The sequence below is a fragment of the Rhizobium sp. 007 genome, assembly GCF_015353075.1.
GTDB lineage: Bacteria > Pseudomonadota > Alphaproteobacteria > Rhizobiales > Rhizobiaceae > Rhizobium.
Window position 1 is genome coordinate 1,637,832 of record NZ_CP064187.1, and the last position, 22,140, is coordinate 1,659,971.

Annotated in this window: 20 protein-coding genes and 2 pseudogenes; 6 read left to right on the forward strand and 16 right to left on the reverse strand. The window is 61.3% G+C overall.

Features of this window, described 5'->3' with window-relative positions; translation table 11 throughout:
- Positions 1–2: 2 nt before the first annotated feature.
- Together ISN39_RS08300 and ISN39_RS08305 are read right to left on the reverse strand one after the other, a co-directional pair.
- On the reverse strand, positions 3–530 hold the full coding sequence (locus ISN39_RS08300) for a FecR family protein (RefSeq protein WP_194729729.1): 528 nt from the start codon (positions 528–530) through the stop codon (positions 3–5).
- A gap of 141 nt (positions 531–671) precedes the next feature.
- Positions 672–1,817, reverse strand: coding sequence for a citrate synthase (locus ISN39_RS08305; protein ID WP_194729730.1), 1,146 nt, complete (start codon positions 1,815–1,817; stop codon positions 672–674).
- 83 nt (positions 1,818–1,900) lie between these two features.
- On the opposite strand from ISN39_RS08305, the gene ISN39_RS08310 reads away from it, so the two are divergent.
- Complete coding sequence (locus ISN39_RS08310; RefSeq protein WP_194729731.1) at positions 1,901–2,986, forward strand: citrate synthase/methylcitrate synthase; 1,086 nt, start codon at positions 1,901–1,903, stop codon at positions 2,984–2,986.
- 208 nt (positions 2,987–3,194) lie between these two features.
- Here ISN39_RS08310 and ISN39_RS08315 read toward each other — a convergent pair whose 3' ends face one another.
- From ISN39_RS08315 to ISN39_RS08330, 4 genes are all read right to left on the reverse strand, one after another.
- Positions 3,195–4,823, reverse strand: coding sequence for a CTP synthase (locus tag ISN39_RS08315; protein WP_022715652.1), 1,629 nt, complete (start codon positions 4,821–4,823; stop codon positions 3,195–3,197).
- Positions 4,824–4,964: 141 nt separating this feature from the next.
- Positions 4,965–5,438, reverse strand: coding sequence for a preprotein translocase subunit SecG (gene secG, locus ISN39_RS08320; RefSeq protein ID WP_194729732.1), 474 nt, complete (start codon positions 5,436–5,438; stop codon positions 4,965–4,967).
- Positions 5,439–5,542: 104 nt separating this feature from the next.
- Positions 5,543–6,313, reverse strand: a complete 771-nt coding sequence (gene tpiA, locus ISN39_RS08325) for a triose-phosphate isomerase (RefSeq protein WP_194729733.1) — start codon at positions 6,311–6,313, stop codon at positions 5,543–5,545.
- Between the two features lie 135 nt (positions 6,314–6,448).
- Positions 6,449–7,333 carry an alpha/beta hydrolase gene (locus ISN39_RS08330; RefSeq protein ID WP_194729734.1) on the reverse strand — a complete coding sequence of 295 codons (885 nt, stop codon included), beginning with the start codon at positions 7,331–7,333 and terminating at the stop codon, positions 6,449–6,451.
- A 217-nt stretch (positions 7,334–7,550) separates the two neighbouring features.
- Between ISN39_RS08330 and parE the strand changes: the two genes are divergently transcribed.
- The gene (gene parE / locus ISN39_RS08335) at positions 7,551–9,608 is read left to right on the forward strand and encodes a DNA topoisomerase IV subunit B (protein ID WP_039844940.1); all 2,058 of its coding nucleotides are present in this window, start codon (positions 7,551–7,553) and stop codon (positions 9,606–9,608) included.
- Positions 9,609–9,759: 151 nt separating this feature from the next.
- Positions 9,760–10,898: pseudogene (locus ISN39_RS08340) on the forward strand (esterase-like activity of phytase family protein).
- Positions 10,899–10,917: 19 nt separating this feature from the next.
- Here the strand turns inward: ISN39_RS08340 and ISN39_RS08345 are convergent.
- On the reverse strand, positions 10,918–11,373 hold the full coding sequence (locus tag ISN39_RS08345) for an OsmC family protein (RefSeq protein WP_194729735.1): 456 nt from the start codon (positions 11,371–11,373) through the stop codon (positions 10,918–10,920).
- A 232-nt stretch (positions 11,374–11,605) separates the two neighbouring features.
- Between ISN39_RS08345 and ISN39_RS08350 the strand changes: the two genes are divergently transcribed.
- A complete protein-coding gene (locus ISN39_RS08350; RefSeq protein WP_194729736.1) occupies positions 11,606–12,799 on the forward strand; it encodes an AI-2E family transporter in 1,194 nt (397 codons plus the stop codon).
- Here ISN39_RS08350 and ISN39_RS08355 read toward each other — a convergent pair whose 3' ends face one another.
- Positions 12,800–13,258 (reverse strand): GNAT family N-acetyltransferase, encoded by a 459-nt coding sequence (locus tag ISN39_RS08355; protein WP_194729737.1) that lies wholly within the window; start codon positions 13,256–13,258, stop codon positions 12,800–12,802. It lies immediately after the preceding gene.
- A 121-nt stretch (positions 13,259–13,379) separates the two neighbouring features.
- On the opposite strand from ISN39_RS08355, the pseudogene ISN39_RS08360 reads away from it, so the two are divergent.
- A pseudogene (locus ISN39_RS08360) lies at positions 13,380–13,816 on the forward strand (hypothetical protein).
- A 1-nt stretch (position 13,817) separates the two neighbouring features.
- Here the strand turns inward: ISN39_RS08360 and ISN39_RS08365 are convergent.
- The 3 genes from ISN39_RS08365 to ISN39_RS08375 form a co-directional block, all read right to left on the reverse strand.
- On the reverse strand, positions 13,818–14,957 hold the full coding sequence (locus ISN39_RS08365; RefSeq protein WP_194729738.1) for a DUF2336 domain-containing protein: 1,140 nt from the start codon (positions 14,955–14,957) through the stop codon (positions 13,818–13,820).
- 92 nt (positions 14,958–15,049) lie between these two features.
- Positions 15,050–15,682 carry a flavin reductase family protein gene (locus ISN39_RS08370; RefSeq protein WP_194729739.1) on the reverse strand — a complete coding sequence of 211 codons (633 nt, stop codon included), beginning with the start codon at positions 15,680–15,682 and terminating at the stop codon, positions 15,050–15,052.
- Positions 15,682–16,266, reverse strand: coding sequence for a nitroreductase (locus ISN39_RS08375; protein WP_194729740.1), 585 nt, complete (start codon positions 16,264–16,266; stop codon positions 15,682–15,684). The genes ISN39_RS08370 and ISN39_RS08375 overlap by 1 nt, the downstream gene beginning before the upstream one ends.
- A gap of 114 nt (positions 16,267–16,380) precedes the next feature.
- Here ISN39_RS08375 and ISN39_RS08380 point away from each other — a divergent pair, with 114 nt between their 5' ends.
- Positions 16,381–17,478 carry a hypothetical protein gene (locus tag ISN39_RS08380; RefSeq protein ID WP_194729741.1) on the forward strand — a complete coding sequence of 366 codons (1,098 nt, stop codon included), beginning with the start codon at positions 16,381–16,383 and terminating at the stop codon, positions 17,476–17,478.
- Between the two features lie 4 nt (positions 17,479–17,482).
- On the opposite strand, the gene ISN39_RS08385 is transcribed toward ISN39_RS08380, so the two are convergent.
- The 5 genes from ISN39_RS08385 to ISN39_RS08405 all read right to left on the reverse strand — a co-directional run bounded on the left by ISN39_RS08385 (position 17,483) and on the right by ISN39_RS08405 (position 22,063).
- Entirely contained in the window at positions 17,483–18,310 is an 828-nt protein-coding gene (locus ISN39_RS08385; protein WP_194729742.1) for a lysophospholipid acyltransferase family protein, read from the reverse strand.
- A gap of 68 nt (positions 18,311–18,378) precedes the next feature.
- Positions 18,379–20,382, reverse strand: coding sequence for a threonine--tRNA ligase (gene thrS, locus ISN39_RS08390; protein ID WP_194729743.1), 2,004 nt, complete (start codon positions 20,380–20,382; stop codon positions 18,379–18,381).
- A gap of 123 nt (positions 20,383–20,505) precedes the next feature.
- Positions 20,506–21,042 carry a DUF1697 domain-containing protein gene (locus ISN39_RS08395; RefSeq protein WP_194729744.1) on the reverse strand — a complete coding sequence of 179 codons (537 nt, stop codon included), beginning with the start codon at positions 21,040–21,042 and terminating at the stop codon, positions 20,506–20,508.
- A 10-nt stretch (positions 21,043–21,052) separates the two neighbouring features.
- Entirely contained in the window at positions 21,053–21,496 is a 444-nt protein-coding gene (gene yidD / locus ISN39_RS08400; RefSeq protein ID WP_194729745.1) for a membrane protein insertion efficiency factor YidD, read from the reverse strand.
- A 120-nt stretch (positions 21,497–21,616) separates the two neighbouring features.
- Positions 21,617–22,063: an iron-sulfur cluster assembly scaffold protein gene (locus ISN39_RS08405; RefSeq protein WP_194729746.1), complete on the reverse strand. Its 447-nt coding sequence runs from the start codon at positions 22,061–22,063 to the stop codon at positions 21,617–21,619.
- Positions 22,064–22,140: the final 77 nt, after the last annotated feature.

Sequence of the window (22,140 nt, forward strand, 5' to 3'; positions counted from 1 at the left end):
TTCTACTGGCCGAGGCGGGCAAGCAGGGCGGCGGCGCGGGCGGGCGGCCAGCGGCGCACCTCAAGCGCGCCTGTGCCGCTCACAACATCGACGCCCTCGCCGGGGCCGAGCACCACGGGATCGCCCGCAGGACGGCGCACGGCAACGGAGCCTTGGACCACAAGCACGGAGGTCCGGCCGCCTGCAACGTCGACGGCCCATTGCGTGCCGCGCACGGCAGCGATTGCCTGCGGCGTCACCACCTGAAAGCCACCTGTGTGGCGAGCGTCGTCGACATCGACCAGGATTGCCTTGCCACGCAGCGACACAACATCGGGGCTGCCATCGCGGTTGCGGTCATTCAGCCGGAAGGCGGCACCCGCCTCGGCCGTCACCGTTACCCCGTTCGGGCAGCGGAGAACCTCGCGCCCGCCCGCTGCATTCTCGACAGTGCAGCCGCCCGTTTGGGCAAGTGCTGCGCCCGCCGGCAGCAGAAATGCCGCAAGGGCGGTTGCGGTAGAACCGCACAGGAATGCTGAGATTACGCTCATGATACGTCCCCACCTCGCGCAAGCACCCCACACCGGCATGGTGTTCGCCATGCGGTCAATTGCTTGTCCCGGCACCGTCACCATAAAACAAAACAAGGGTTTCGTATGCAGAAAAGCGCAGACTGGCAAGGCCGGCCGGCCTTATGCGCCAGAGGTTTCGATAGAGGGGCCGGTGTAACGGGCTCTTGGACGGATGAGATGGCCGCTCTCGACCTGTTCCATCGCATGCGCCAGCCATCCGCAGCTGCGGGCGAGCGCGAAGATGACGAGCGGCGCATCCCGTGGAAGCTCGAAGTGTTCCGCCATTGCCGTCAGCGCGAAATCGATGTTGACGCGCTCGCCGATCATCGCTTCGCCGGCCACTTGGATTTCGAGGAAAATCCCCGTTGGCGTGATATGCGCAAGCAGAGCTTCGGCGCGGATATCGCCGTCTGGATAGAGCGGATGACCGAAGGCCGGAAGCCGGCTGCCCTGCGCCAGGATGCGGCGGATGGCTTCCTTGGCGCCGATGCGCCTAGCCGTCTCGGAAAGCGTTGCCACGCCCTCCCAAGCGCCGCCGTGCAGCGGACCTGTCAGCGTTGCAAGTCCGGAAAGCACCGATGCGGAAAGGGTCGCGCCCGCGGAAGCCGTGACGCGTGCGGCGAAGGCCGATGCATTGAGTTCGTGATCGGCAAGCAGCACTAAGGCGCGGCGCACCGCATCGCTGGCTTCTGGCCGGCGCCAGCTTTTTGCAAGGCGCCGATGGAGAGGCTGGTCCGATGCGCCTGGCGCGAGCGCGGAAGTGATCGTCGTCATGATATCTTGTGCTTCGGCTCGCAACGCCGGGAGCGAACGGCCGAGGCTCGGCAGGTCCTGAGGCACGCGGGCGGCGAGCGCCGAGAAAACGGCAGCCACGGACGGAACGGATGACACGCTCCCGCCGGCGGCGATGTTGATAGGCGTACCTTTGTTCCAAAGCAGTGCCGCCGTTTCTTCAAGCGTTGCATATTCGGAAAGTTTGGCGGCATCAACTCCGCGATAGTAGAGATGCCCATTGACGACGGTTGAAACCGCTGACGGAAGGACCGGATCGCCCCACTGTATCGCCTCCGCTGCGACAGTCTCGATCTTCCGCCGGCCTGCATGGCGCTCGGCAAGCCGGGTGACGTCCGCGGTGTAATAGAGGCTGCGGCGCGGGTCGGATGGATCGGGTTTGGCGCGAATGCGTCCCCGGCTGACATTGGCATAAAGCGTCTGCGGCTTGGTACCGAGACGGTTCAGCGCTTCCTCTGCAGTCAACCAGGACATTGAGCCTCATATTGATCGATTTCATCAAGATTGACGTCAATCAATCTAGGACCGATCTTCTTTTCCATAAAGGAGAAATGCCTATGAAAAACGGTTTGGAAGATGTGATTGCCGCGGAGACCCGGCTTTCGGATGTCGACGGTCCGGCCGGCCGGCTGATCATCCGCGGCGTGTCGCTCGACGACCTCGTTGCGGACGGCACCTATGAAAGCGTCGCGGCGCTGCTGCTCGACGGATTGATGGAAGCGCACGTCAATGCCGAGGGTTTGAAAGACCGGCTCGGAGCGGCACGCGCAGAAGTCTACGCGCATGTCGTGGCCGACGCCACCCTCCTCGCCCTGCCACCGTTCGATGCGATGCGGGCACTGATTGCGCGACTGCCGGACGGCGAGGATTTCGAAACGGCGTTCAGGCTCCTTGCGGCCCCCGCCGTGTTCCTGCCGGCGGTTCTGCGGATGCAGCGCAGAGAAGCGCCTGTTCCGCCGGAGGCCTCAATATCGCAAGCCGCAGACATCCTACGCATGATGACGGGCAGGCTGCCGAGCGTCGAACAAACGGCTGCGCTCGACGCCTATCTGGTGACGATCTCCGATCACGGGTTGAACGCCTCGACCTTCGCATCGCGGGTGATCGCCTCGACGCATGCCGGCCTCACGTCATCAGTGCTCGCGGCGATCAGCGCGCTGAAAGGTCCGCTGCATGGCGGCGCGCCGGGACCGGTTCTCGACATGCTTGATGCGATCGGCGCCGAAAGCCATGCAAAGACCTGGCTCGCGGCTGCCCTCGGCCGCGGCGAGAGGCTGATGGGCTTCGGCCATCGCATCTATCGCGTCCGTGACCCGCGGGCCGACGCCTTGAAAAATGCGCTGAAGCCGCTTGTCGCAACCGGCCAGGTCGATCGGTCGCGGATCACTCTGGCCGAGGCGATCGAAAAGGCGGCGCTCGCAATGCTTAAGGAACGCAAGCCGGATCGTCCCTTGGACGTGAATGTCGAATTCTATACGGCGCTGCTTCTGGAATCGCTCGGCTTCCCGCGCGAGGCCTTCACCGGCGTCTTTGCGATCGGCCGCACCGTCGGCTGGATTGCGCATGCGCGCGAGCAGCTGCTCGAAGGCCGGTTGATCAGACCGAAGTCTGTCTATGTCGGGCCTTTTCCGATCGCCGCATGAACAGAGTTCCGGCGGCAGGTTCGCGCCTGTCGCCGGATCTGAAAGCTTTTACTCGGCAAAGTCGATACCGAGAAAACCGCCCGACTGCCAGGCCACCAAAGGCTGGCATAGATGCCGCCCCGCGCAAGCAGGTCCTCGTGACGACTCTCCTCCGCAATGCGTCCATCGTCGAGAACGACAATCCGCCCGTCGTGTTTCAGAGGCGAAATTAGACCAGCCGACTCTGCTCGGTTGCGGCTTCGATGAAGCTTGCGAAGAGCGGATGCGGGTCGAGCGGGCGGGACTTGAGTTCCGGGTGATACTGGACGCCGATGAACCAGGGGTGATCCGGATACTCGATCGTTTCCGGCAAGACACCGTCCGGTGACATGCCGGAGAAGACGAGGCCGCAGTTTTCCAGGCGGTCCTTGTAGTCGACGTTGACTTCGTAGCGGTGGCGATGGCGCTCGGAAATGTCTGTCGAGCCATAGATTTCGGAAATCTTCGTGCCCTTCTTAAGCGACGCCTTGTAGGCGCCGAGGCGCATCGTGCCGCCCAGATCACCGGAAGCCGTGCGCTTCTCCAGCGCATTGCCCTTGATCCACTCGGTCATCAGACCAACGACCGGCTCCTTGGTGGGGCCGAACTCGGTGGAGGAGGCATTCTCGACGTCAGCAAGGTTGCGTGCTGCTTCGATGACCGCCATCTGCATGCCGAAGCAGATGCCGAAATACGGCACCTTGCGCTCGCGGGCGAAGCGGGCCGCATGGATCTTGCCTTCCGAGCCGCGCTCGCCAAAGCCGCCGGGAACGAGAATGCCGTGGACCTTTTCGAGGTACGGCGCCGGATCTTCCTTTTCGAATATCTCCGACTCGATCCATTCGAGATTGACCTTAACGCGATTGGCGATGCCGCCGTGATGCAGCGCCTCGATCAGCGACTTATAGGCATCCTTGAGACCAGTATACTTGCCGACGATCGCGATCGTGACTTCGCCTTCCGGCGTGCGGATGCGGTTGCAGACGTCTTCCCACGGTTCAAGACGCGGCTTTGGCGCCGGCTCGATGCCGAAGGCGGCGAGCACTTCGCTATCGAGGCCTTCCTTGTGATAGGCCATCGGCACATCGTAAATGTTGGCGACGTCGAGCGCCTGGATGACGGCGGACGGACGTACGTTGCAAAAGAGCGAGAGCTTGCGGCGCTCGGCTTCCGGAATTTCGCGGTCGGCGCGCACCAGCAGGATATCCGGGTGAATGCCGAGCGCCTGCAGTTCCTTCACGGAATGCTGCGTCGGCTTGGTCTTCAACTCGCCGGCAGCCGGAATGTAGGGCATCAGCGTCAGGTGGACGTAGATCGCAGTGCCGCGCGGCAGGTCGTTGCCGAGCTGGCGGATCGCTTCCATGAAGGGCATCGCCTCGATATCGCCGACCGTGCCGCCGATCTCGCAGATGACGAAGTCGTAGTCGTCATTTCCCTCGACCACGAAATCCTTGATCTCGTTGGTGACGTGCGGAATGACCTGGACGGTCGCGCCGAGATAGTCGCCGCGGCGTTCCTTGTCGATAATGTTCTTGTAGATGCGGCCGGTGGTGATGTTGTCGGTCTTGGTCGCCGAACGCCCGGTGAAGCGCTCGTAGTGGCCGAGATCGAGGTCGGTTTCCGCGCCGTCGTCGGTCACGAAGACTTCGCCGTGCTGGGTCGGGCTCATGGTGCCCGGATCCACGTTCAGATAGGGGTCGAGTTTGCGAAGCCGCACCCGATAACCACGGGCCTGTAACAACGCTCCGAGAGCCGCAGCCGCAATTCCCTTGCCGAGAGAGGAAACCACGCCGCCAGTGATGAATACGTATCGCGCCATGGGAGTCACCGGATACCTTTTCAAAAACGATTCCACCAGCCCAAAAATTCTTTTCCAGAACTTTTGGTGCCAGCTTGGAATCTGAATAAAAGAAAACCGGCAGACCCAGGGGCCTGCCGGCGGTTTATTTGGTTGACCGGGTTATTGTCCCGTTGGGACGCCGGTTCCGTTTTGTGCCGGGGCCGGAGTCGCAGGCGTTGCCGGGGCCGGCTGCGTCGCAGGTGCGGTCGCCGTCGGCGCCTGAGCGCCGGGAGCGGCTGCGCCGCCGTTCGGAACGCCGTTGCCGGCAGGCTGGTTCGCGGGCTGCTGCGGAGTGCCGCCGCCGAGCGAATCGAGTATGCCGTTGCCCTGCCCGCTCGTTGCCGGGATGCGGTCGAGAATATCGGTCGGGCTGCCCTCATAGCGCGTCAGTATGCCGAGGCCGAGCGAGGTGATGAAGAACAGCGCTGCAAGGATCGCAGTCGTACGCGTCAGCGCATTGGCCGTTCCGCGCGCCGACATGAAGCCGGAACCGCCGCCGATGCCAAGGCCGCCGCCTTCCGAGCGCTGGATGAGCACGACGCCGACAAGCGCCAGCACGATCATGAGGTGGATGACAATCAATACTGTCTGCATGGGTCCAGTCCTGCCCGCATGCGGCGGGCATCGAATAAAATCTGGCGCTGTTTACATGAGGTGATCCGCTATTCCAAGCCCTTCGGCCCAGAATATATATGGCATCACGCGAGCAGCGCTTCGTATGCGCCGTAGATGGCGAGGAAATCGGATGCTTTCAAGCTAGCGCCGCCAATCAACGCGCCGTCGACGTTGGCGATGCCCATCAGTTCCTTGGCATTGCCGGGCTTGACCGAGCCGCCATAGAGAATACGGACTTTCCCGGCATTGGCGCCGAAACGGGCGACGAGTTCCGAACGCATGAAGGCATGCGCCTTCTCGACGTCCTGCACCGTCGGCGTGAGGCCGGTGCCGATCGCCCAGACAGGTTCGTAGGCGATCACGGTGTTTTCCGGCGTCGCGATGTCTGGAACGGAGGCGGAAAGCTGTCGCTTGAGAATGTCAAGGGTCTGCCCGGCCTTGCGCTGGTTCGCCGTCTCGCCGATGCAGATGATGGCGGTGAGATCGGCAGCGAAGGCAGCCTCGGCCTTGGCGCGGACGAGATGGTCGGTCTCGGCATGGTCCGTCCGGCGCTCCGAATGGCCGACGATCACATAGGTTCCGAAGCAATCGGCGATCATCTCGGCTGAGATATCGCCGGTATGCGCGCCCGACGGGCTCTGATGGCAATCCTGCGCACCGATCGCAAGCGGGCTGTCGGTGCAGAGCGCGGTCGCGACATAAAGCAGCGTCGCGGGCGGGCAGATGAGCGCCTCGACCTTCTTGGCGAGGGGCGAATTCACGCCTTCCGCAATCGCCTTGACCTGATCGAGGGAGGCGCGCGTGCCGTTCATTTTCCAGTTTCCCGCCACGAGCGGGCGCACGTCAGGTGTCATGCCAGCCTTCCCAAATTTTTCCGTATTGAGCGGCCTTAGCAAAAGCATTCGGCATTGAAAAGCTTTTGAACCTTCACGTAACGGAAATAAGGCCGATTTGCCGCGCAAATGCTTAAAATTTGGCGGCGCAACTGTCTAAGAAGCGAGAATCCAGTTCAAAACCCTCCGCCAATCGATCATGCGGATCGGCGTGCCGTGGTTGCCGTTTTGAAAAAGCGTGAAATGGGCAGGGTATTTCGCCTCATGAAGTTTTTCGAAGAAAGCCTGCTGTCCGGCAGCGGCATAGACCGGATCGCGGCTGCCATGGACGAACCAAAGGGGCAGCTTCGCCTTGTAGAACGCGCTCTTTGTGAAGTCCGGATCCGTGACGCCGCTCATGACGACCATGCCCTTCAGCCATTTGACACTGCCCGCATCGCGCGCAATGCCCCAGCAGACCTGGCTGCCCATGGAAGCACAGGAAAGGATCACCGGGCGGCCGCCGGATTTCTCGCTCGCATAGCGGATCAGCCCGGCGATGTCTGCCACGCCCTCGCCGTCGAACGTGCGCACTGTCGGCGAATAATAGACGCCGCCATTGGCCACGGCCAGGTTCTTGAGCCGATTAAAATTGCCGCCGAAGCTGTAGTCGTTGACGCCGAGCCGCCGGTCGCCGTCGCGCCCGTGGATAAAGATCACGGTGAATTGCGCATTGTCTGTCGGTCCCACCCTGGTGAGATCCACCCTGCGGCCATTGAGCGACAGTGTTTCGTCCTGCTGCTGCCTGCGGACAGCGAGCGACACGTATTTCTGACGCGCGCGCTTTTGCGGGATCTGGTCGCGACCGTTGATGTCGCGCATCTCGTCATATTCGACGGCTTCGAAGGCGCCGCCATCGGCGGTTTGCAACACGTTCTGCCTGGAGAAAAGTTCGTCCTTGTAAGGCGGCAGCGTGTCGGCTGCGGCGCTGCCGATTCCGGCGGACAGGAAAAAGGTCGCAATTGCGGCGATAATCATGCAATGACTTGTGGACATTCTCATGCGGGCGGTTTCCTAACACATCATGCCGCTTGCCATTCTAGGCCCGGCAACGCAAACCAATTCCATAGAATTCCGCCAAATCGGGCGGCGTCGCGTAACGAGACGCTTTCTGGCAGAATCTGCCTGATTCGCTAACGTGACATCAAATGCGGTGATTTTGGGTCTGGCCCTAAGCGTACGTGCGGCCCAAGACAGGATTGAAGATCTGAACGACTCCATGGATGACAGCAACGACCTCTTTTCCGGAATGCCCCTGATGCCGAAGCAGGAGGCGGCCGCAAAGCCTGCCGAAAGGCCTGCTGCGGCGGCCCCTGCGTTGCGCCCTGCCCCGGCAGCCTCGGGCCCGGACGACTACGGCGCGTCCTCCATCCGGGTTCTCGAAGGCTTGGAACCGGTGCGCATGCGCCCCGGCATGTATATCGGCGGCACGGACGAAAAGGCGCTGCACCACCTCTTTGCCGAAGTCATCGACAACTCGATGGATGAAGCGGTCGCCGGCCATGCAAATTTTATCGAGGTTCATCTCGACATCCAGGGCTATCTGACTGTCAGTGATAATGGCCGCGGCATCCCCGTCGAGAACCATCCCCAGGTTCCGGGCAAATCGACGCTCGAAGTCATCATGACCAAGCTCCATGCCGGCGGCAAGTTCGACGGCAAGGCTTACGAGACCTCGGGCGGTCTGCACGGCGTCGGCGTTTCGGTCGTCAACGCGCTGTCGGATTATCTCGAGGTTGAAGTGGCGCGAAACCGCAAGCTCTATCGCCAGCGTTTTTCGCGCGGCATGCCGCAGGGCGGTCTCGAGGAGCTAGGCGATGTGCATAACCGCCGCGGCACCCGCGTGCGCTTCCATCCCGATCCGCAGATTTTCGGCGACCATGCGAAATTCGATGCCGGGCGCGTCTTCCGCATGGCACGCTCGAAAGCCTATCTTTTCGGCGGCGTCGAAATCCGCTGGAGTTGCGATGAAGGCGTGCTCCCGGAAGGCTCGGAAATCCCGGATAGGGCAGTCTTCCACTTCCCCGGCGGGCTGAAAGACTACCTGCAGGCGACGATGGGCAAGGAGTTCACCGTCACCCGCGAAATCTTCGCCGGCAAGACAGAGAAAGCAAGCGGCCATGGTTCGCTCGAATGGGCGATCACCTGGTACGGCGGCGACCAGCAGATCCACTCCTATTGCAACACCATTCCGACGCCAGAGGGCGGCACGCATGAGGCAGGCCTGCGCATCGCGCTGACCAAGGGGCTGAAGGCCTATGCCGACCTGACGCAGAACAAGCGCGCAGCGCAGATCACCACCGACGATGTGATGATTTCCGCCGTCGGCATGCTGTCGGTTTTCATCCGCGAGCCGGAATTCGTCGGCCAGACCAAGGACAGGCTTGCGACCGTCGAGGCGCAGCGCATCGTCGAGAACGCGCTTCGCGATCCCTTCGATCATTACCTGGCGGACAATCCCAACGAGGCCGAAAAGCTGCTCGACTGGGTAATCGAGCGCGCCGAAGAGCGTCTGCGCCGCCGCAAGGAAAAGGAAGTCAACCGCAAGACGGCCGTGCGCAAATTGCGCCTTCCGGGCAAATTAGCCGATTGTGCGCAGAACACCGCTCAGGGCGCCGAACTCTTCATCGTCGAAGGCGACTCGGCAGGCGGTTCCGCCAAGCAGGCGCGCAACCGCGCCAATCAGGCGATCCTGCCTTTGCGCGGCAAGATCCTGAACGTTGCGAGCGCCGGCCGCGAAAAGCTCGGCGCCAACCAGCAGCTTGCGGATCTCGTTCAGGCTCTCGGCTGTGGTACCCGTTCCAAATATCGCGAGGAAGACCTGCGCTACGAGCGCATCGTCGTGATGACCGATGCCGATGTCGACGGCGCCCACATCGCGTCATTGCTGATCACTTTCTTCTATCAGGAGATGCCCGAGCTCGTGCGCGGCGGCCACCTGTTCCTTGCCGTGCCTCCGCTCTACAAGATCACCCAGGGTGCCAAGTCCGCCTATGCGCGCGACGACGCCCACCGGCAGGAGCTGATGGAAACGGAATTCAAGGGCAAGGCGAAGATCGAGATCAGCCGCTTCAAGGGTCTCGGCGAAATGCTGCCCGCGCAACTCAAGGAAACGACCATGGATCCGAGCAAGCGCACGCTCCTGCGCGTGGTGATCGATGAGGTCGATTTCGAAGGAACCCGCACCGCGGTCGACGACCTGATGGGCACGAAGCCGGATGCGCGCTTCCGCTTCATTCAGGAGCGTGCTGCCTTTGCCGAAAATCTCGATATTTGAGCTTCCGCTATTTCACGGAACTGACGAAGAACCGTAACAACTCCGTCAAATAACCGGTGCATGAGAAGCGCCGCGAGCGGCGCGCCGTTCCTTCGGGGATTGGCCGCGCGGTTCGTTCCGCTCTTCACCCCTTGCCAGCCGGATGTTTGCCATGATCAAGCGTTTTCTCGCGACTGCCGCTTTTGCGCTCCTGTCCAGCGCCGCCACTCTCCACGCGACCGATATCGGCGCGACCTTCGAGACGTCCTGCCCCTTTGGCGACTGCGCGGCCGGCATCTCCCTCTCCTATCTCGGTGAATTCGTCATCCCGACAGGCCACGTGGAAAACGGTGTCGAATTCGGCGGCATTTCCGGCCTCGATTTCGACGCGGCAACGGGCCACTACATCGCCATCAGCGACGACCGCTCGGAAAAAGGCCCGGCTCGCTTTTACGAGCTCGCAGTCGATGTCGACGGCGCCGGCCTCAAGGGCGTTGCCGTCGTCAAGCAGGTGACGCTGAAGGACAAAAACGGCGAACCCTTCGCCAGGCGCACCGTCGATCCCGAGTCGATCCGGCTCGGCCGGGATGGCATCTACTGGGGCAGCGAAGGCGACGGCAAGGCGCTGATCGCCCCCTTCGTCCGCGTCGCTTCGCAGGACGGCGCCTTCATGCGGGAGTTCAAGTTGCCGGAAGGCTTTGCTCCGACAGCCGACAAGTCGACGGGCATCCGCGACAACCTCGCCTTCGAAGACCTTGCGATCGCGCCTTCCGGCGATGTCTTCGTTGCCATCGAGGCGGCGCTCTACCAGGACGGCCCGGCAGCTTCCCTTGTGAACGGCAGCCTTGCGCGCATCATCCGCTATGATGGGACGACCGGCGAACCGAAGGCGCAGTATGTCTATCCAATCTCGCCTATCCCACAGGCGGCGGCGAAGGCTGACGGCGGCAACGACAACGGCATGTCGGAGATCATCGCACTCGACGGTCACCGGTTGCTCGCCGTCGAGCGCAGCGCTATGCCCAAGGCGTCGGCAACAACGTGAAGATCTTCATGATCGATCTCGACGGCGCTACAGACGTCTCGGCGATCGCCTCGCTTGCGAAGACCGATCAGCGTGTGGTTCCCGTCCGCAAGAGCCAAGTTCTCGATCTGCGTGCAGCCGGCCTGGTGCCGGACAATATCGAGTCCATGGCGATCGGCAAGGCGAAGGACGGGAGCGACGCGCTGATCCTCGGCTCTGACAACAACTTCTCGACCAGCCAGAAGACGCAGTTCTACGTCTTCAAAATACTGCGCCGTCCGCAATAGCAACCGAGGGATCGTGCCGCTAGTCGAGGCGTACTTCGATTTTCGTCTTCACCGAGTTGGCGAGGAAACAGAGCTCATGGGCCTCGTGATGGAGCTTTTCCTCCATTTCGCGGCTCGGCGCTTCGTCCGCATAGACCACGGCCGGCTTCAGCTCGACGCGGCTGACGAGCATTTTTCCGTCGACCTTCTCCATGATCCCGGTCGCCGTATCGAGATAGCTGTCGACGACGATGCCCTTCTTCGAGGCAAGCCACAGGTAGAACAGCATATGGCAACTGGAGAGCGCCGCGACATAGGCCTCCTCGGGATCGACGTTCTCGGCGATCGAGTACGGAAGCGGCACGTTGTGCGGCGATGCCGAAGCAGGCACCGAAAGGCCGCCATCGAAATTCCACATATGGCCGCGGCTGTACTTGCCGTCCGTGAAACTGCCCCCGCCGCGCTGCCATGATACTTCCGCTGAAAATTTCGTCATCGTCCGAACGATCCCATGAATCCTGATGCCCAACGTGCGGCCATTTTCATGGGCTAGCAAGGTTCGGAAGAAAATTCCGTCACATTCCGTACAGAGGTTTAAGATATCCCGTTGCCCTGACGGCTTGGCGCGCCTTCGATTGGAAGAGGCCGGCCCTTAGACGATCGATATGCTTGCGTCCGGGCTCCCAATGGCGCATATCCGTGATTGAGAAGAAGGAATAAAAAGCGACGTGAGCCTCTCGAACAACAAGAAACTGCCTGGCGAGCCGCGGTGGCTTGGGCCTTCTGCGCCCACACGCACGCCGCTCATTCCCTCGATTTCCGCGGCCCGCTGGCTTTTGATCCTCATCGTTGCGGCAGGCGTCTATTTCTTTTACGGCTTCGTCGTTCCGGTTCTGGCCGCACTCGTCATCGGTTTTGCGAGTTGGCCCCTCTATCGCAGACTTCTTGCGCGCGTCGGCGGCAATACGACGATCGCAGCCACGATCGCGATCATCCTCATCGTGACCTTCCTCGTTATCCCGATCGGGCTTGCGATCACCTATACGACGGGCGAGGTGCGCGAATGGGTCGCCTGGATCATTCACGCCAACCGGCAGGGCGCGCCCACACCACAGTGGATCCTCGCTTTGCCTTTTGCAGGGCCTTATCTCGACGATCTCTGGACGAAATATATCGGCAGTCCCGGCTCTTTGGGTGAAGTCATCCAGGCTGTCAGCGGTGCCAATATCGGCAATATCTACCGCGCGGTTCTCGCAGCCGGCGGCGCGTCGTTCCACCTGCTCCTGACGCTGCTTTTCATGCTGATCGCGCTGTTCTTCGTCTATCGCGACGGCGCGTCCTTCTCGCGTCAGATCGACATGCTTGGCGAACGCATCCTGCCCAATCGCTGGGAGCGGATTTCGCGCGTCGTTCCGGCAACGATCAGTTCCACCGTTATGGGTATGACGCTGATCGCGATCGGCGAAGGCATCGTACTCGGCGTCGCCTACTGGATCGCCGGCGTCCCCTCGCCTGTGACACTCGGCGTCCTGACGGGCATCATGGCATTGATACCCGGCGGCGCGCCGCTCTCGTTCACCTTGGTTTCGATCTATCTCGTCGCCAGCGGATCGCATGTCGCCGGGATCGCGCTCTTCATCTGGGGCACGGTCGAACTCTTCATCGTCGACAAGACGCTGCGTCCGAAGCTTGTCGGCGGCCCGATCAAGCTTCCCTTCCTTCCGACTTTCTTCGGCCTCGTCGGCGGCGTGAAGACCATGGGCTTCCTCGGTCTCTTCATCGGCCCGGTCTTGATGGCACTGCTCGTCGCGATCTGGCGCGAATGGATGCACGAAGTGAAGACGAACGATCAGACCGCTCTCGGCCCGGAAGTCATGATCGACGAGCAGGCGCCGCCGGTGCAGCGCGCGGCCGACGGCTGATCATGTCAGCCGCTTCTCCATGAAGAGGCTGAGCGGGTCCGGCAGGTACGAGCCGAAGGGTCCGACGTCGGCATAGCCGTATTTGCGGTAAAGACCGACCGCCTCCGGCTGATAGATGCCGGTCTCGAGCCGGATCGCATCGAGACCCAGCGCCCGGGCATGCTCCTCCAGCCGCTCCATCAGGCGGCTTGCGACCTTCAGTCCTCTCGCCTCCGGATCGACGAACATGCGCTTGATCTCCGCCGTACCGTCTCCCGCCTCCAGGAGTGCCGCACAGCCGACGATTTCTCCTGCATTCCGCGCCACGAAGAAGCTTGCGATGGACTTTTCCAGGGTCGAGAGATCGACCAGGTGATTGCTTTCGGCAGGATAAAGCGACTGCGTATAGGCATCCGAAAGGTCGAGCAAGCGGATGATCTCCGGCTGGCGCGGCGATTCAAGAGCGACGGTGACGGACATGGCATTCCCCGGTTTTGCGGGGCCTGTCGCGGCGCATGACGAAAGGTTAATGCAGCCGCCATCTTTCGGTTGGAATTGCCCCGTCTATGACAGTGGATTTCAATAACCAAAGGGTTCGATTATGCAAGCCATCCTCGTCGCCATGACCATTTTCGGGTGCAATGATTCGGTGACGCAATGCAATTATGTCGCAACGGTCGATAACACTGGGACACGGTGGCCATGTGCGATGCCGAGTCGGAAAAGCGGCTCAAGTCCTTCGCCGATGCCAACTACCCGACCGTGATCGCCGTCTGCGAAGCACCGAAGCCTGCGATCGCGCCGGAACAGCCCAAAGTCGCCGAAGCTCTCCCCGCCCCGGTGCCGTCCGTCCAGGAGACTGGCCAGGAGACTGGCCAGGAGACTGGAAAGACAGGCATTCGCGCTTTCGCGATACGCATTGCCGATCAGGTTCACACACACCTGCCAACCGGCGAAAGCGTCAAGCATACGCTGGAGAAGCCGGTGCATTTCGTTTCAGATGGCTATTCCTGGGCGGTTCAGCGCTTCAAGAATTAAATTAGGCTGCCGCGAGCGCCGTCAGCGATGCGTAGCTGCGGGCCGATTGGCGTTGCTCAGCGATATGAAGCTTCTCGACCAGATCGAGCAACTCGCTGACGGCGCCATGGATGCCGTCGTGGTGACGGAAGCGTTCGAGCAGCCTGCCGCAAACGTTGGCAAGCATTGTGCCTGCGGTCTTTTTGGAAGCTTCGCGCCAGAGAAGCGTCGCCTCGACGAACACTGTGCTGATCTCGCGGGTGAGCCCGGCCGCCTCGTAGAGGGCGCGTACCGCATGCATGCGGCCGGTGGCAAGGATGGAGCGCACGCGCTTTTCGGTGCAGCCGGTGAGATTGACAATGGCGCCGGCGAAGAAATCCACCTTGCCGGAGCAGAGGGCATGCATGAGAAAGGACGGCGTCAAATGGCCATTAAGACGCAGATGCTCGACGAGATCGGCGATCTGGCGCGGCTGGATCTCGCCGACAAGCGACACGACGGCCGCCTGCGTCGCCTCGCGGCTGATGCGCTCCAGACGATTGAGGCCGATTGCGGCCTGCGCCAAGGGCAAGGCGACCAATGCATTGCTGACATGCTGCGTCAGCAGCTGACGGGCATCGACCGGCAGATCGGCGCGATCAAGCAGAAGATTGCGGATATCGCAACAGTCGCCTAGCCGCGCCGCAATGCGCTTCAGGGATATTGGAGCAATCGCGGCTCCCTCGTTTTCGAGAAGGCAGAGAATATCCTCTTCGTCGCCGACCTCCGCAAGAGCGGCTGAAACAGCACGCGAGATCGATGCGCGTGCGGCGATCAAGATACGGGTGACGCTGCCGCCGCGGGCTGCGAGATCGACGAGATCGGCGTCCGAAAGAAGCGGGGAACACGTCACCGCATGGCAGGCGATCTCCGGCTGGTCTTCGGCGAGGGCAAGAATGAGGGCGCGCGGCGCTTCGTCAGACCAAGCGATCGCTTCGACCAGTGCCAGACGCACGCGCGGCGATGGATCGTCGAGCAGGAAGGTCATCGCCATTTCGGCGGCCCTGCGTTCCTCGGGAAGCATTTCGGATTGTAGATAGGCACGGCCAAGCGCGCTTGCGGCGCGAGCCCTGTCTCCGGCCTTGGCAGTTTCAACCCAGCGAAGAAAAGCCTCTACGATCACACTACGCCCCAACCTGCGAACGCGATTCCTTCGCGCTCTACCCTTGGAATGAGGCTACTGAGAAATGGTTTACGATTGGTTCATCATATTCATTAACCCTTGCCAGCCGCGATCAGATCGTTCGGCACTTGCGGGCGCAGCAGCTCGAAGACGTCGCTGCCTTCGCTGTAATCCATGTACCCCATGCGTGCGACAGGCCGCGCGATCGACATATCCATACGCCCCTCGCGGATGATCTGCTCGTCGATATGGATGCCGACGACCTCGCCGAGAACCATGACACTCTCCGAAGGCTCGCCCGAGAGGGTCTTGGGTTCGATCAGTTCGGTCACATTGCATTCGAGCACCGCGAAAGCCTCACCGACATAGGGCGCATCGACAAGCTCACCCCGCTTTGCCGTCAGGCCCGCCAGCTCGAACTCGTTGATGCCGTAAGGCAGCGCCGCCGATGACAGGTTCATCTGTTCGACAAGGTTGCGGCTGACGAAATTGCAGGTGAAGACCCCGGTTTCCGCTGCGTTGCGCTGGCTGTGCTTGCGGCCGCTGGAGGAAAACATCACCAACTTCGGCCGGTCGGAAACGGCGTTGAAGAAAGAATAGGGGCCGAGGTTCAGCGAGCCGTCCCTGCCCTTCGTGCCGATCCAGCCGATCGGACGCGGCGCGACGATCGCCTTGAACGGATCATGCGACAGGCCATGCCTGTTCGTTTCGGTCGGGTAGAACATCAACCGTCCCCACCAACCCAAGTGACCGTTTCCGATATTTCCGGACGCGGTCGTTCAACTGCGGGAAAATTTGTCGAGCCGATATGCACGAAGCCGGCAACCCGTTCGCCTGGCTGGACGCCAAGCAGCCGATAGGCACGCTCGTCATAGGCGAACCACTCGGTCAGCCAGTTGGCCACCCAGCCATGGGCGTTGGCCGAGAAGATAATATTGAGGCAAACGGCGCCTGCCGACATGATCTGTTCCCATTCCGGAATCTTGAAATGCGGCCCGGCTTTGCTGACGACGGCGATGACGACCGGCGCGCGGGTGAAGCGCGCACGCTCGACTTCGATCATGTCCTCGGAAAGATCGGGCTTGGCTTCGAGCGCCAGCTTCAGAAGCTCCTTTCCGATATGGACGCGCTCTTCGCCGCGATAGACGATGAAGCGCCAGGGCGCGAGCTTGCCGTGGTCGGGAACGCGAGATGCCAGACGGAGGATTTCCTCGATCTCCGCCTTTTCCGGTCCCGGTTCGCTCATCTGGAATGCGGGGATGGAGCGGCGCACGGCGAGGTAATCGATCAGCTTGATATCGGATTTCATGCGGGAGAAACTTCCATTTTCATGACAGCGGGATGGATGGGTCTTGAATTTGCCATCGCGTTGGTCTTGAAGTGGCCTCTGTGATTTCAGAAGTCAATCTTGTTCAGGAAACACATGCCCGGCATTTTGCCTTTTGCGCGTATGGCTCTTGCGCTTGTTCTGGCGGCTTGGCTGCCCTTTGGCGCAAGCGCGCAGGACGCGTTCAAGGAATTCAAGCAGCTCGATACGACGGCGAAAATGCCGAAGCTCAACGCTTTCATCGCCCCCGGCAGCGCACCGCAAGGGGCCGCGTTGCACGAGGTCGAGATCGAGGCGAAGCTGACGGCTGACGGCCAGCCGGTGGAAGACGGCCTTTCCTGGTACGTGTTCAGCCCGATCGCCGGCGCTGACGGCAAGCTGCCGCTGGTGGCGAGCGCCCGTGGCGGGTCGGCGGCTTTCCAACTGGCGCCGGGCGACTATCTGGTAAACGTGTCCTTCGGCCGCGCCGGTGTTACCCGGAAGGTGAATGTTCCCGACAGCGGCAAGCTCGACAAGCAGGTGATGGTGCTCGATGCGGGCGGCTTGCTGCTCAACGCTGTGTCCGGCTCCGACGTTCGCATCCGCCCGGATCAGTTGCGCTTCTCCATCTACTCGTCGGAAGTACGCGACGACGGCGAACGCGGATTGGTGACGGCAGACGTCTCGCCGAACACCGTCGTCAGGCTGAACGCCGGCACCTACCACATCGTTTCTGAATATGGCGACGTCAATGCCGTCATCCGCGCCGATATCCAGGTGGAAGCGGGAGGGCTCACGGAAGCGACCATTCAGCACCGTGCAGCACAGATCACCTTCAAGCTGGTTTCCGAAGCCGGCGGCGAAGCGATCGCTGATACGGCCTGGTCGATCCTGACGGCGGCGGGCGATAGCGTCGGCGAAAGCGTCAGCGCTTTTCCGACGATGGTGCTAGCCGAAGGCGAATATTCCGCCGTCGCGCGCAACAAGGACAAGATCTATCAGCGCGACTTCAAGGTCGAGGCCGGTAAGAATACCGATGTCGAAGTGCTGATGAAGAACGAGCAGCCGCAGGAACCGGCAAGCGCGGCGACGACGCTGCAGCAGGAACCGCAGCCATCAGCCGCCGGCGAGCCGCAGAGTTCCGCGCAGGCGCCGCTGCCTTCCTATGAGCAACTGCTGCCGGGCAGCGGCACGACGGGCGCCGATACCGATTGAATTTTCACATGCGCTTTCGTTTGATGTCGGAACCCAACGAAAAGACCGCATCGTAAAGCGCTGCCAGCAGGGCCTTGCGGTCGTTCCTTCTCAGCTTTTCGTAAGGCAGGACCGGACCTGCATGCGCTGTGATCGTCTTGCCTGACAGCCGGCGGAATTCGCGGATCAACAATGAGAGGCGAAGCGTCAGCGAGAAGCGGCTGACGATATGAAAGAGCCGCCCGTTCTGGCCCTCGAAATAGATGGGCAGAACGCTTGCACCGGCCGCCTGGACGAGCTTGGCAGGAAAAATCTTCCAGGGCAAATCCTCGGCGCGGCCGAAACCGTTCTTCGCGGTGGCGACGCCGCCACCCGGGAAGATGATGACGACAACGCCATCCTTCAGAAGCCGGACCGCCTCCCGGCGCGTCTCCATGTTGAGGCCGACGGCCTCTTTCGTCTCATCGAAGGATATCGGAAGCGAATAGGCCGCCATTTCCGGAACCTTGAGCAATTCGTTATGGATGAGAACGCGGAATGGCCGTCCAAGCCGTTCGGCAAGCGCCAATACGGCAATGCCGTCTCCGATACCGAACGGATGGTTGGCGACGATGACAAGCGGCCGATCCGCGGTAAGTTGCGGTGGCCAGGCACCATTGATGTCGAGGCGGACATCTAGGAGATCAAGGAGTTTGCCGAATACGCCTTCGCGCGTCGGAACGATATCGCTGCGCCAGATATCGTAGAGCTGCACGTAACGATCGCGACCGGAGAGCCCCTCGATCGAGCGGATCAGCCAGCGCTTGAGACGCGGATCGCTCTCCCTCGCATAAGATAGCTGTTTGAATCGCAAAGCCGTCCGGCCTCAGGTGGAAGACCGGACGGCTATATTTCAAAGCGATGACAATTGTCTGACAGAAATCAGGCAGCCTTCGCTTTCTTGGCTTCGATCTTGCGGCGGATATCCGGTGGCGTCGCTTCCCAGGCAAGGTTCTCGATTGCCGCCTCGAGCGGCATCGAGGTCTGCTCCGGGCTGCCTAGGCGGCGGATATTGACAGTCCGTTCCTCGGCTTCCTTCCGCCCGCAGACGACGATGACGGGAACTTTCGTAACGGAATGCTCGCGGATCTTGTAGTTGATCTTCTCATTACGGAAGTCGGTCTCGACGTTGAGTCCCGCCTCGCGCAGCGCTTCGGCAACTTCTGCGCCATAACCGTCCGCTTCCGAGGTGATCGTCGCGACCACGACCTGCAGCGGCGAGACCCAGAGCGGCAGATGACCGGCGAAGTTTTCGATCAGGATGCCGAGGAAGCGTTCCATCGAGCCGCAGATGGCGCGGTGGATCATCACCGGCTGCGTCTTCTCCGAATTGCTGTCGATATAGAAGGCCCCGAAGCGCTCCGGCAGGTTGAAGTCCACCTGGGTGGTGCCGCACTGCCATTCACGGCCGATCGCGTCTTTCAGCGTATATTCGAACTTCGGGCCGTAGAACGCGCCCTCGCCCGGCAGGATGCCGGTCTTGATGTCGTTCGACTGCTGCTGGATGGTGGTGAGCACGTCCATCATGACGCTCTCGGCGCGATCCCAGAGCTCATCCGAACCGACGCGCTTGTCCGGGCGCATGGAGAGCTTGATGGTAATCTCGTCGAAACCGAAGTCCTTGTAGACCGAGAGGATCAGGTCGTTGATCTTCAGGCACTCGGCGGCCATCTGCTCGTCGGTGCAGAAGATGTGCGCGTCGTCCTGCGTGAAGCCGCGCACCCGCATCAGGCCGTGGAGAGCGCCTGACGGCTCGTAACGATGGACCGTACCGAATTCTGCCAGGCGGATCGGCAGTTCGCGATAGGATTTCAGCCCGTGCTTGAAGATCTGCACGTGACCCGGGCAGTTCATCGGCTTCAGTGCGAAGACGCGGTTGTCGGCTTCCTTGTCATCCGGATGCGTCAGCGCATGCGCCGATTTCACCGCGAACATGTTTTCCTGGTACCAGCCCCAATGCCCCGAGGTTTCCCAAAGGGAAGTATCAAGAACCTGCGGCGCGTTGACCTCCTGATAGTCGGCAGCGAGGCGCCGCCGCATATAGGCGACAAGCGCCTGGAAGATACGCCAGCCCTTGCCGTGCCAAAAGACGACGCCCGGGCCTTCTTCCTGGAAGTGGAACAGGTCCATCTCGCGGCCGAGACGGCGATGGTCGCGCTTCTCGGCTTCGGCGAGCATGTGGAGATAGTTGTCGAGTTCGGACTGCTCTGCAAAGGCCGTGCCGTAGATACGGGACAGCATCGCATTGTTGCTATCGCCGCGCCAATAGGCGCCTGCCACCTTCAACAACTTGAAAGCCGAGCCGATCTGACCGGTCGATGCCATGTGCGGGCCGCGGCAAAGGTCGAACCAGTCGCCCTGATAGTAGATCTTCAGATCCTGGCCTTCCGGGATGGCATCGACGAGTTCGACCTTGTACTGCTCGCCCCTGGCGGCAAACACTTCCTTCGCCTTCTGACGCGACCACACTTGCTTGGTGAAAGGCGCGTTGCGGGCGATGATCTCCTTCATCTTCTTTTCGATCTTCGGCAGATCGTCGAGCGTGAAGGGTTCGTTCTTGGCGAAGTCGTAATAGAAGCCGTTCTCGATGACTGGGCCGATCGTCACCTGTGTACCGGGCCAGAGCTCCTGCACGGCTTCCGCCATGACATGCGCTGCGTCGTGCCGGATGAGTTCCAGGGCGCGCTCGTCGCTGCGAGTGATGATCTCGATTTTGCCCGCCGTCACGGGATCGGAAAGGTCGCGCACGGTGCCGTCGATCGCAATGGCGACAGCCTTCTTGGCAAGCGACTTGGAGATGGATTCGGCGACGTCGAGGCCGGTCGTGCCGGGCTCGAAGTCGCGTTGACTGCCATCGGGGAAAGTCAGGGAAACGGATTGGGACATATCGATATTCTCCTTGTCCAGTCCCGCCAACGAATGCGGGTGGTTGCAATGAAGCGCTTCGTCGGCACGAATGCGCTGCCGCCTGATACCGAGATTTGGCGTGTGAGTAAAGGCAAGGTCTGATCAGCCGATCATTTCGGCAAGGCCTCGCACCGTGTTCCAATTGCGCAGCGTGCCGACGCCCATACGCCTGGTCGTGAGCGCCGAGAGCAGCTTCCATTCACTGGGTTTGCCGGCGAAATCGATCCAGAGATCGCCATTGGTTATCGCCAAGCGCTGGTTGGCTTCGACGTACTTCTGAAGCGTGGTTAAGGCGGACCGATCGAGCGGCTTGCGCATCACGCGCACGATCACTTGGCTACCATCGCCATCCGGAAACGGATTTGAATTCGCCAGTCTCAGCCAATCCGCGCCCTTGCGGACGATGATATCGACGGGCTTGCCGAATTTCGTTTTGAAGGCAGCTTCAATCTTCGCTTCGATGTCACCGAGCGGCGCACTGCCTGCTTCAAAGACGATATTGCCGGTCGAGACCAGCGTGCGCGGGTTGCCGTATCCGAGTGCCGCGGCCATATCGCGAAGATCGGACATCACGACCCGGCGACCGGGCGCGAGCACAATGCTGTGAAGGAGCGCGACGTAGACGGTTTTGCGTGGCATGGGTTTGCCGTCAGCCCGCTTTCCGTCCGAGCGCAAAATAGCGCCACGGCGTCCACCAAAGCAAGCGCTGCTCCAGCCCTTCAGGCACGGGATCGAGACCACTCGTTCCGCCCGGCCCGCAGCGCCCGACACGAAAGAGCGTCATCCACCCGCCGGCCCACAGGCCATGGCGTGCGATCGCCTCGTAGCCATATTCTGAGCACGTCGGAATATGCCTGCATGAGTTGCCGATAAACCCGGATAAGGTCAGTTGATAAAGCCGGATCAGTCCCATGCCGAGCAGCCGGTCAGGGGTCTTGCGGAAAGGGCCGGTATAGTTTCGGGAGTATCTGGCCACCGGCCCGGAATACCCCTCTTTGTCACTTCGCGACATTTCCGGCGAGATTATCCCGGACACCCTGCGTTTCGGCAGATCTTCGTCGTCGTCGTGCTGAAGAGGGCAAAATTCGCACATGGCCTAACCTCCGCGTCTTGAGGAGGCGCCGGCAGTGCCGCACGATCCCGATCTTCCCCCTTGTGGGGGAGATGTCACGAAGTGACAGAGGGAGGTGTCACATTGCGGAGCGCTCAATGTTCACGCCTCGGCCATTTCCGCGCGCTTTGCCTCGATCTGCCCAACCGCATCGACGACAGCGTCGAAAGTCAGCATGGTGGACGCGTGGCGAGCCTTGTAATCCTTGACCGGGCGCAGGTAACGCATGTCCTCGAAGCGGCCATCTGGACCTTCTCCGTCCGCTTTTAGCATGGCGAGCATGTCTTCGCGGGCCTTGCGGAGTTCGCCGGCCGTTGCGCCGATCACGTGCCGGGCCATGATCGAGGAGGATGCCTGGCCGAGCGCGCAGGCTTTGACGTCATGGGCAAACGCGGTGACGGTATCGCCGTCCATCTTCAGCCAGATCCGCACTTTGGAACCGCAGAGTTTCGAATGCGCCTGTGCGCTTGCATCGGCATCGGCCAGGCTGCCTGTCAGCGGAATGTTGCCTGCAAATTCGAGGATTTTGCTGTTATAGATGTCGTCCATGATGAATTCCGCTCCAGATTGCCGCGGATCGGCTTATTCGGCGGTCATTGTATCATAAACAAAAAACACACCGTGTC

Excerpts from the sequence above, each read along its gene's own strand:
- thrS (WP_194729743.1), bottom strand. The coding sequence starts at position 20,382 with ATGTCCCAATCCGTTTCCCTGACTTTCCCCGATGGCAGTCAACGCGAC.
- yidD (WP_194729745.1), bottom strand. The coding sequence starts at position 21,496 with ATGTGCGAATTTTGCCCTCTTCAGCACGACGACGACGAAGATCTGCCG.
- parE (WP_039844940.1), top strand. The coding sequence starts at position 7,551 with ATGGATGACAGCAACGACCTCTTTTCCGGAATGCCCCTGATGCCGAAG.
- ISN39_RS08300 (WP_194729729.1), bottom strand. The coding sequence starts at position 530 with ATGAGCGTAATCTCAGCATTCCTGTGCGGTTCTACCGCAACCGCCCTT.
- ISN39_RS08395 (WP_194729744.1), bottom strand. The coding sequence starts at position 21,042 with ATGCCACGCAAAACCGTCTACGTCGCGCTCCTTCACAGCATTGTGCTC.
- ISN39_RS08370 (WP_194729739.1), bottom strand. The coding sequence starts at position 15,682 with ATGTTCTACCCGACCGAAACGAACAGGCATGGCCTGTCGCATGATCCG.
- ISN39_RS08380 (WP_194729741.1), top strand. The coding sequence starts at position 16,381 with ATGCCCGGCATTTTGCCTTTTGCGCGTATGGCTCTTGCGCTTGTTCTG.
- ISN39_RS08405 (WP_194729746.1), bottom strand. The coding sequence starts at position 22,063 with ATGGACGACATCTATAACAGCAAAATCCTCGAATTTGCAGGCAACATT.
- ISN39_RS08355 (WP_194729737.1), bottom strand. The coding sequence starts at position 13,258 with ATGTCCGTCACCGTCGCTCTTGAATCGCCGCGCCAGCCGGAGATCATC.
- ISN39_RS08345 (WP_194729735.1), bottom strand. The coding sequence starts at position 11,373 with ATGACGAAATTTTCAGCGGAAGTATCATGGCAGCGCGGCGGGGGCAGT.
- ISN39_RS08305 (WP_194729730.1), bottom strand. The coding sequence starts at position 1,817 with ATGTCCTGGTTGACTGCAGAGGAAGCGCTGAACCGTCTCGGTACCAAG.
- tpiA (WP_194729733.1), bottom strand. The coding sequence starts at position 6,313 with ATGACACCTGACGTGCGCCCGCTCGTGGCGGGAAACTGGAAAATGAAC.
- ISN39_RS08375 (WP_194729740.1), bottom strand. The coding sequence starts at position 16,266 with ATGAAATCCGATATCAAGCTGATCGATTACCTCGCCGTGCGCCGCTCC.
- ISN39_RS08310 (WP_194729731.1), top strand. The coding sequence starts at position 1,901 with ATGAAAAACGGTTTGGAAGATGTGATTGCCGCGGAGACCCGGCTTTCG.
- ISN39_RS08315 (WP_022715652.1), bottom strand. The coding sequence starts at position 4,823 with ATGGCGCGATACGTATTCATCACTGGCGGCGTGGTTTCCTCTCTCGGC.
- secG (WP_194729732.1), bottom strand. The coding sequence starts at position 5,438 with ATGCAGACAGTATTGATTGTCATCCACCTCATGATCGTGCTGGCGCTT.
- ISN39_RS08330 (WP_194729734.1), bottom strand. The coding sequence starts at position 7,333 with ATGAGAATGTCCACAAGTCATTGCATGATTATCGCCGCAATTGCGACC.